The organism is Pseudomonas sp. ICMP 3272, assembly GCF_001466905.1.
Taxonomy (GTDB): Bacteria; Pseudomonadota; Gammaproteobacteria; order Pseudomonadales; family Pseudomonadaceae; genus Aquipseudomonas; species Aquipseudomonas amygdali.
This window is the reverse complement of sequence record NZ_LKEK01000091.1, coordinates 1-8946: the sequence shown is the minus strand read 5'-3', so window position 1 is coordinate 8946 and position 8946 is coordinate 1. Positions and strand designations below refer to the sequence as shown.

4 protein-coding genes and 1 pseudogene are annotated in these 8946 nt (G+C 53.5%); all 5 read left to right on the top strand.

The annotated features are described in order from the left end of the window. Positions 1–6435: DUF637 domain-containing protein (locus tag AO068_RS23265; RefSeq protein WP_177342402.1), on the top strand; the 6435-nt coding region annotated here is incomplete at its 5' end. 308 nt (positions 6436–6743) lie between these two features. Continuing rightward, positions 6744–7418 (top strand): hypothetical protein, encoded by a 675-nt coding sequence (locus tag AO068_RS23260; protein WP_058409587.1) that lies wholly within the window; start codon positions 6744–6746, stop codon positions 7416–7418. A 43-nt stretch (positions 7419–7461) separates the two neighbouring features. Beyond that, positions 7462–7719, top strand: a pseudogene (locus tag AO068_RS29840) (ribonuclease domain-containing protein); the annotation flags it as partial. Positions 7720–7721: 2 nt separating this feature from the next. After that, positions 7722–8111: a barstar family protein gene (locus AO068_RS23255; protein WP_058409586.1), complete on the top strand. Its 390-nt coding sequence runs from the start codon at positions 7722–7724 to the stop codon at positions 8109–8111. Between the two features lie 76 nt (positions 8112–8187). Next, the gene (locus AO068_RS29835; protein ID WP_161936606.1) at positions 8188–8382 is read left to right on the top strand and encodes a hypothetical protein; all 195 of its coding nucleotides are present in this window, start codon (positions 8188–8190) and stop codon (positions 8380–8382) included. Positions 8383–8946 lie beyond the last annotated feature (564 nt).

Below are 8946 nucleotides of genomic sequence, written 5' to 3'. Positions count from 1 at the left end.
GGCAACTTCGACAACAGCGGCGACAACGACGGCCAGATCGCCGGTGGCCAGGTCGAGCTGAACCTGAGCGGCGCACTGAACAACCGCTTCGGCATCATCGAAAGCGACAGCACCCTGGCCGTGACCGCTGCCAGTCTGGACAACCAGACCGGACAACTGCGTGCGCTGGGCGGTGGCGGTGCCACAAACTTCCAGATCGGCAACCTGTTCGACAACCGCAACGGCACCCTGGAAAGCGCCAACAGCGACCTGATTCTCAACGCTGGCAGCTTTTTGAATGGTGGCGGGTCGCTGTTGCATACGGGTAATGGCACGTTTGATATTTCTACGGCCAACGTCACCAATGCTGGCGGCAGCGTCGTTACCCGTGGTGGTTTGACACTTAGTGCCGATAGCTGGACCAACAGCAGCGTGATTCAGGCCGGGCGATTGACGGTGAATGTCGGAACCTTGAATCAGACGGCGGGCGGGCAGTTGCTGGCGTCGAATTCGTTCAGTGGGAGTGGCGGTAACTGGACGAATGATGGGTTGATTGCGAGTGATGGTGGTTTGAGCCTGAATATCGGCGGTACCTACTCTGGCAATGGCCGGGTTAGCAGTCTAGGCGCAATGACTGTCGGAGCCGCACAGTTAAACCTTAGCACTGCAGCGTCGATTGCCAGCGGCAGTACAACGGGTGTCAATGTGGGCGGCCAATTGACGAACTATGGTCGTCTGACGTCAAGCGCTGATCTGATCATCAATACAGGCAGTCTTGCAAATTATGGCACTTTGGGCGCAGCTCAAAACCTGACCTTGAGCACTGCTGCGTTGACCAACAGCCAAGGGCTGATCTTCAGTGGTGCTGAGATGCAGGTAAATACCGCGGCCCTGACCAATAGGATGGGAGATTTCTACAGTTTAAGTAATCTCACCATTGGCGGCTATGGCACTACGCGCGCGGACCAAGTCTCGAACATTTCAGGTTCCATGGAGAGCGGTAGTAAATTCATAATTAGCGCAACTTCGTTTGAAAATCGAACGGTAGGTTCGGAGGGTATACAGAACTTTGCAGTAGGCCGGACACTAGTCTCAGGTTTTATAGCCGTGCAGTGTCTAGACTGCAGCGGTGACCACTATTCAGTCAATTACGTTGCTCGGGAGAAATTCGACGCTGGGCAGGATAGCGATACCAGTGCGTCTGCATTGTTGACCGCTGGCAGCGATTTCACTTTTACCGGCAGCAGTTTCCTAAACAGCAAAAGTACCGTGAGCGCTCGGGGCAACATTTCGATCCAGGCGGACAATGTCAATAATATTGGTGCGATGAGCGGGATAGTTGAACGTACTCGTACGTATTACCAAGGTGGTGCTACGGACGGTACTGTTAAACGATTTTTGCCGACGGTTGACGAATACAACCAGCGGAACAACCCTGATTTTCCGAACGTTTATTACGTCAACGCAAATGGAGATTTGAAGCTCGGTGTTCCGTACTCCGCTATTTACACGGAAAGGGCCGGCAAAGGTGAGCGCACGGATTATAAATACATCGGTGTAAAAGATCTTGAGAGCGGCGAGATCGTAGGAAGCTATCGCTATCCACTAACCCTTGCTGGCTATGCGTGGGGCGTAACTCCTGCCTCTCAATACGATCCGAAGAACCTCATGCAGTTGCCCTCAGCCTTGAGCGGACTGACGCTGGTCAGCGACGTTGAAGTCGCCAAAGACGGCAGCGGTAACGGCGGACGCAGTGCAGTCATTCAAGCGGGCGGAAATGTATCCATTAATGCCAAGCAGGATCTGCAAAACAGTGTCATTCACCAAGACTATGCAGGCAGCGCAGGCACCAGCAAGGTTCAGGACACGCGTACCTCTGGCACTGGCGCCACAGTTATCAGGATCAATGCCCAGCTCCCCCCAGACCTGGCCCAACAACAGGTCAACCCACTAAGCCTGCCAGGTTTCAGCCTGCCCACCGGCCAGAACGGACTGTTCCGTCTGAGCGGCCAGACCGGTACCGCAGCCGCTGTTGCCCAACCCATCGGCCTGCCTCAAAGCTGGACCATGGGCAGCGCAGCGGTCTCCGTCGCTCAACGCGAGCAAACCGTTTCCGATGCACAGGCAAGCACCATCCAGATCGGTTCGGTAGGCCAGATATCCAACGCTACTCGTCAGCTTGCTTCGGTTACACGACAAGGCGCTGGCGTGAGTGCCAATGCATCCTCCTTCGACGCCAGCGCGCCAGGTGCCGCGCCCCTAGGCGGATTTGTACTACCGGGCCATACGTCTGATTCCACAGGTGTAACCAGCGTCGACAGCGTCACCGGTATAGCGACGGGCAATCAGGGAAGTGGTGCTTTGCTGCCTGTGCAAAATGCAGGTTCGACGGGTCTGCCGGTTATAACCGCCACAGGATCCAGTAGTTCGGCGGTCCAGAATGCCGGCATGGTGCAGGGCACGCGTATCAACAGTGCCGGTCAGGTTGTAACCGACGCTCAGGGCCGCACGGTAACTGCAACGGTTAGTAGCCCGGTCGCTGCTGCCGCAGCACAAACCGTTACCCGAGTGCAGGGCCTGCCCAGCAGTTCGTTCGTTTCCAAACCGCAAAAATACCTGATCGAAACCAACCCGGTCCTCACCGAACTCAAGCAATTCATGAGCTCGGACTACCTGTTGGCCGGTCTGGGCTACGACCCGGAAGTCAGCGCCAAGCGTCTGGGCGACGGCTTGTATGAACAGCGCCTCGTTCAGCAGGCAGTCGTGGCCCGCACTGGTCAGGCCTTCATCGATGGACAGACCTCCAACGAGGCGCAGTTCAAGTACCTGATGAACAACGCCATCGCCAGCAAACAGCAACTGAACCTGGCTGTCGGCGTATCGCTGAGTTCACAACAAGTCGCAGCGCTGACCCACGACATCGTCTGGCTCGAAGAGCACGAAGTGAATGGCGAGAAAGTGCTGGTGCCGGTGCTGTATCTGGCACAGGCCGACAATCGCCTTGGCCCGACCGGGGCATTGATTGCGGGTAACGACGTCTCACTGATCGCCGGCCAGAACCTCGACAACGTCGGTACCTTGCACGCCGCCAACAACCTCTCGGCAGTCGCAGGCAACAACCTGATCAACACCGGCCTGATAGAAGCCGGCAACCGGCTCGATCTGCTCGCGGGTAATGATCTGATCAACACCGCTGGCGGCATCATCAAAGGTCGCGATGTTTCACTGACCGCGATCAACGGCGATGTGATCAACGAACGCAGCATCACCTCGATGGACAACAGCGCACGCGGTCAGCGCCATAACGAATTCGCCGACAGCGCCGCGCGCATCGAAGCCGCCAACGACATGAGCATCTCGGCAGGCCGCGACGTCATCAACAAAGGCAGCGTGCTGGAAAGCGGTCGTGACATGAGCATCCAGGCCGGACGCGACGTCACCATCGCCCCGACCGAAGTCACCAACAGCCTGTTCTCGGACAGCAAACACAACAGCAGCGACATCACCCAACTGGGCTCAACCGCCAGTTCAGGACGCGACCTGACCGTTCAGGCCGGACGCGACATCTCCGTCATCGCCAGCCAGATCGACGCCAAACGCGACATCGCCATGGCCGCGACCGAAAACCTCACCATCAGCTCTGCGGCGGACGAAGAACACTCCCTGTCGAAAAGCAAAAAACTGACCCGCCAGGAAGACCACGTCAGCCAGGTTGCCGCCGATCTTGACGCGGGAGGCAGCGTTGCCTTGCAGGCTGGCCAGAATCTCTCCGTGATCTCCAGCCGTATTACTGCGGGTAAAGAGGCGTACCTGGTTGCCGGTGAAAACCTCGACATCTTGGCTGCGCAGGACAGTGATTATTCGCTGTATGACAAAAAGAAGAAGGGGAGTTTTGGGGCGAAGAAAACCAAGCGTGACGAAATCACTGATGTGAAAAACATCGGCAGTGAAATTACCACTGGTGGTGATTCGCTGCTGTCGAGCGGAGGCGATCAGAAGTATCAGGCCGCGAAGCTGGAGAGCGGTAAGGACCTGACGATTCAAAGTGGTGGTGCAGTTACGTTTGAGGGTGTGAAGGATCTGCATCAGGAGAGTCACGAGAAGAGCAAAAGTGACCTTGCCTGGAATTCGAGTAAAGGTAAGGGCAACACCGACGAAACCTTGCGCCAGAGCGAGCTGGTGGCCAAAGGCGAGGTAGCGATCCGGGCTGTCGAAGGCTTGAAAATCGACATCAAACAGATTGACCAGCAAAGCGTCAGCCAGACCATTGATGCGATGGTAAAGGCAGACCCACAACTGGCGTGGCTTAAGGATGCTGAGCAGCGCGGTGATGTGGATTGGCGTCAGATCAAAGAGGTACATGATTCGTTCAAGTACAACAATTCAAGCCTCGGTCAGGGGGCAATGCTGGCGATCATTATCATCGTTACGGCGTTAACTGCTGGGGCTGGCACATTCGCTACAGCGGGTGCGACAGCAGGCTCTGCTGCTAGCGGAGCGGCGACGGCTGCCGGTATTTCCACCACAACGGCTGCGGCAATTGGTACTGCTGCAAATGCAGCAGTTGTTGCAGGTTTGACTTCCGCTACTTCTCAGGCAGTGATAAGCACAATTAATAACAAAGGCAATATTGGAGCAGCGTTTAAGGATGTCACCTCGTCCAGTTCGCTGAAGGGTTATCTAACATCAGCCGCGATGGCTGGCATGATACCTGGCTACGATCCTGCTTCGCTCGGCTTCAACCTGCAAAGTGTGCAAGCAGTGTTGATGAAGTCCGCATCCGACGCGTTCGTAAACACAGTTATCAATGGCGGCAGTTACTCAGACAATCTTGGCAATGCGTTGGCTGGCCAAGCCAGCAATATTGGTATGGCCGTTGGATTTAAGTCTGTTGGAGGTTGGGCTCTCGGAAAATACGAAGACGGCAGTATTCAGAAAGTATTGGCGCACGCCTTGATGGGTGGCCTTGTGGCTGAGGCTACTGGTAGCGATTTCAAAACCGGCGCGATGGCCGCAGGCGCTAACGAAGCGTTGATCAATGTGATCAGCAACATGGTAGGCGGTGACAAGAACCTGGAGGTAATGGCGTCTCAGCTCACAGGTATCGTAGCCGCTGCTGCGGTGAATGGAGACGTAGCCAAAGGGGCCGAGGTAGCCAAATACGCGACAACATACAATCGGCAGCTGCACTATGAAGAACAGAAATGGCTGAATGAAAACGCGAAAAAATTTGCTCAGGATCTGGACATAACAGAGCAGGCAGCCATGGAGCGCCTTAGCCAGCAAGCGCTGAAAAACACGGATATGTTGTGGCGCTCAGTGTTGAGTGATGGCGACGACCCTGCTGCTCAAGGATTTCTCGCGAAAGCAGGACAGACCTTTGTAAATAATCTGGGTACCGATCAGAAACTGTTTACCGCGGAAAATAATCAGCTGTTCAGGCCTGAAATGTTTGCTGATTCCGCCGATCCAGCTTTTTATAAACAGTTCGTCCAGAGCGGTATCAGTCGCGACCTGAGTGCGGGACTGTTCAAGGAGCTGAAAGATTCAGGAGTTGCGCTCAAGGACGGTGTCGTCGATCTCGCCAAGGCAGCGAAAGAAAACCCTTCAGCCATTTTTAACGGTATTTTTGAAGGTATAACCGGGCTGCCTAAAGGGGTTGTTGATAGCTTCAAGGAAAGTGGTCAGGCAATAGGTGAAGGCACTGCTGTAGCGTTGAATTCAGAGCTTTCCGGGAAGTTGAATGCTATCTACGGTCAAGATGTTGGCACTGCCCAGAAGACTTTGCTGGCCATCCGGATATTTGCAGCCGTTACCGGCGCCAAGGGTGTGGCAAGCACAGGGGATGCATTGGTCGAAAAGGCCATCGGCAAAAAGCTTGATAATGTGCTTGACCGATTAGAGCTTGGAGATGATATTGGTGCAAAAGGGCCGGGCCAGGTTACCCCTGATGTAATAAGCCCCCCCAAGCTCAGCTCGGTTGAAGACCTGTTTGGGCAGACATTTGAAAGTATTCCGCTGTCGCACCTTCCCAATTGGAAGACCGGTTCGCTTGTAAATGATGGGGTGTTGGGCGAGCAACTGGCCCTGCAAACCCTTAACGAGAAAACCGGCCTCAATTTCAAACCTCTGCAAAACAGTAGCAACCATGGCTGCGATGGCTGTGCGGTGGCAATCAATGGCGATACCATTACTGTGGTGGTTATGGATGCGAAGTCTTCGGTGAATGGCGTGAGTAAGGCCGGTACGCCGCATGGAGATCCGAGAATGCGGTTGGAGGGGTGGCTGGGTAATAGATCAATTGCCGACTCCGATCCTGCTTTGCGCGATGCTTTGCAAGCGGCGTTGGATTCAGCAAAAACCCAGGTTCAAGGTGTAACAGTCAAAGTCGGTATTCCCGCCCCCGGTAAAACAGGTGTAGCAGAATTTAAGGTGGAACCATGGACCAAGAAGTAATTCAGTTCGCTCGTTCGGGCGTAAACCCGAAATGGCCCTCCTACAAAAGTGTGCTGGGACGCATAGCTAAGGGGCCACACGTCTCAGATGAATACGAGTTGAATGGCATCCGTGAATATGTTGAGCGCGGCGATGCAGTTGCGAAGCCATCAATGCCTGTACCGAATAGTGACAACGTTACGCGTAGTAGTTCCGAATGGATGGCCGTCACTCGGGCCCACAAGGTATTGGCAACCGTACCAGATAACCCGCAATGGCTTCTGGAATTGGCCCATTGGCTGCGCTATTACCAAGTAGGAATTTGGCAGTTGTTCTTCTGGGCGGGCCAGTTCGACATTATTGCCAAAGCGGCAGGCAATGATCGACGCCGCCAAAACTACAGCATCCAAACCGCCAGCAATATGATGGCCACCATGGCTATCCTGGGCTGGAAGGATGCCGTCATCCATCAGGGCTACCTCACCCATGCGGCTCTCAACCGTGGGCATCAATTAGTGATTGAGTACGAACAGCAACACCGCCGTGCCCAAGCCTTTATGCTGCGTGTGTTTGCCGATTGGGTGGGCGATGTCTCGCATCAATGGCCTGCTTATGCTTACGACGAACCCATCTACGAAGCCTTGTTGGCCAAGTGGCGCACTCCCAGCCCCGACGACCTGATGCCCTGTCTGTTGGCCGCGTGTGACCGCCACACTTGGCAAACCGGCAAAGAGAGCCAGAAGAACTCTTACGATTTCAATCAGGACTGGCACTTGGAGCGCGTGCCGGTGGAAATTCTCTATATCTTGCGCCTGCGCCAGTGGGAAGGTTTAGCCAATCCGCAGAAGATTGATCATCCGCTGCTGGCCGCGCCCTTTGATCAATTGCCGCCCGAGCAGCCAGTGCCTGAGTTGGACGAGTTAATGCAAGGTGTGCTCAAACGCGCGAGGGAAGACTGGCCACAGTACGATGAAGTGCTGTCTTTGCCAGCGCTGAAAGGTTGAATAGGGTGCAAAAGGCGCTAGGAATCTTCCCCTCAAGGATGCTGATCGTATAGCCGAGGTAAATAAGACCCTTGACCGTATCGAAACTGGTGGTCTTTTTCCTTATAAGAAAGATGGAACCATTTTTAGGAATAAAGAAGGTAAGCTTCCAGAAGGGGATTATCGTGAGTATACCGTTGATACACCCGGTGCTAATAATCGCGCCAAACGTCGCGTAGTTCAAGATGGGAACTCTGGCAGGACGTACTACACAGAAGATCATTACGACAATTTTATACAAGTTGATCCGATTAGGCGGTAATCATGGCGAGTATTAACTATTTGAAAAAAGCCTCGACAGTTTCGATCCACTTTGTACGCGCTGAGGAAATTAAGCATGCATTAGATTCTCTAGGAGGTATGGTTGCTAGAGGCTCAATAGTGAATGTAAGGTCAGAGAAGGATTTATTTGAGGTTGTGGCATCGGCCATGAAGTTTCCAGATTATTTTGGGAATAACTGGGACGCTCTCGACGAGTGTCTGGGTGATATGGATTGGTTTCCTGCTGACAGTTATTGTCTCGTTCTACGCGAAGCGGCTAAAGGATGGTCTCAGGCCCCATATGCGTTGGGGTGCTTTGCAACGGCCTGGTTGGAAGCAGCTGAATATTGGGCGAAAAGCGGAACGCCATTCCATTTGGTGTTCGTTATGTAAAAGGTGCAAAAGCGGCAAGCGAAGTAGTGCCTCCCGCACCTAATGTTTTCGTACAAATGCCGTAGATTGGAGTGCACTGCGTGATAACTGGGATGACCTTGGGTATGGTCAAATATTAAGTTCTGAAAATAGGGCCGCAATTGCTAAAGGACGAACTCCAAAAGTCGACGATGCATGGGTTAGGGCTTTCCCTGAAGATGCAGGGCCAAAGGGCGAAAGAATTTCTATGCACCATGTTCAGGGGGCACACACTTACTGTGCCTCTGCCTGATACACGGCATTTGGACGCGCACATGCCAGGAGGTTTTAGGTATAATCCGGGCGGTCCAGAGGCTGCTCTCCCGGCATATGGACGCGCACATGCCAGGAGGTTTTAGGTATAATCCGGGCGGTCCAGAGGCTGCTCTCCCGGCATATCCGTCGAAAAAAGGAGCTGAATAATGCATTCAGAGTCGCTAGAGCATGAAAAGCAACAGTTAATTTTCTACGTGGCTCAGGATTTGGATCAGCACATTAGATCTAAGGTGCAGCAGTTTGTGAATGAGGTCGCCGCCTCAAGAATATGGAGCATTGCCCCCGCCAAACTTTATTGACCCAATAGATGAAGGGGGCGCAGAAGTAGTGGGTAGAATATTAGAGCTTTATTCAGCACTGCAGCAAAACACACTCTCTATTAATATGGGCTCGAAAAATCTAGATGAGGTGGAAGAACTAATTCGTGCCGTAAAAAACCACCTGAAAAAAATATTTTCTTTGAGTTTCTGTTAGGTACTACTTATGTGGGCACCATTGATGATGGTGTTATTGATCGAGTCTTGCTGGAGGAGCTGCTTGT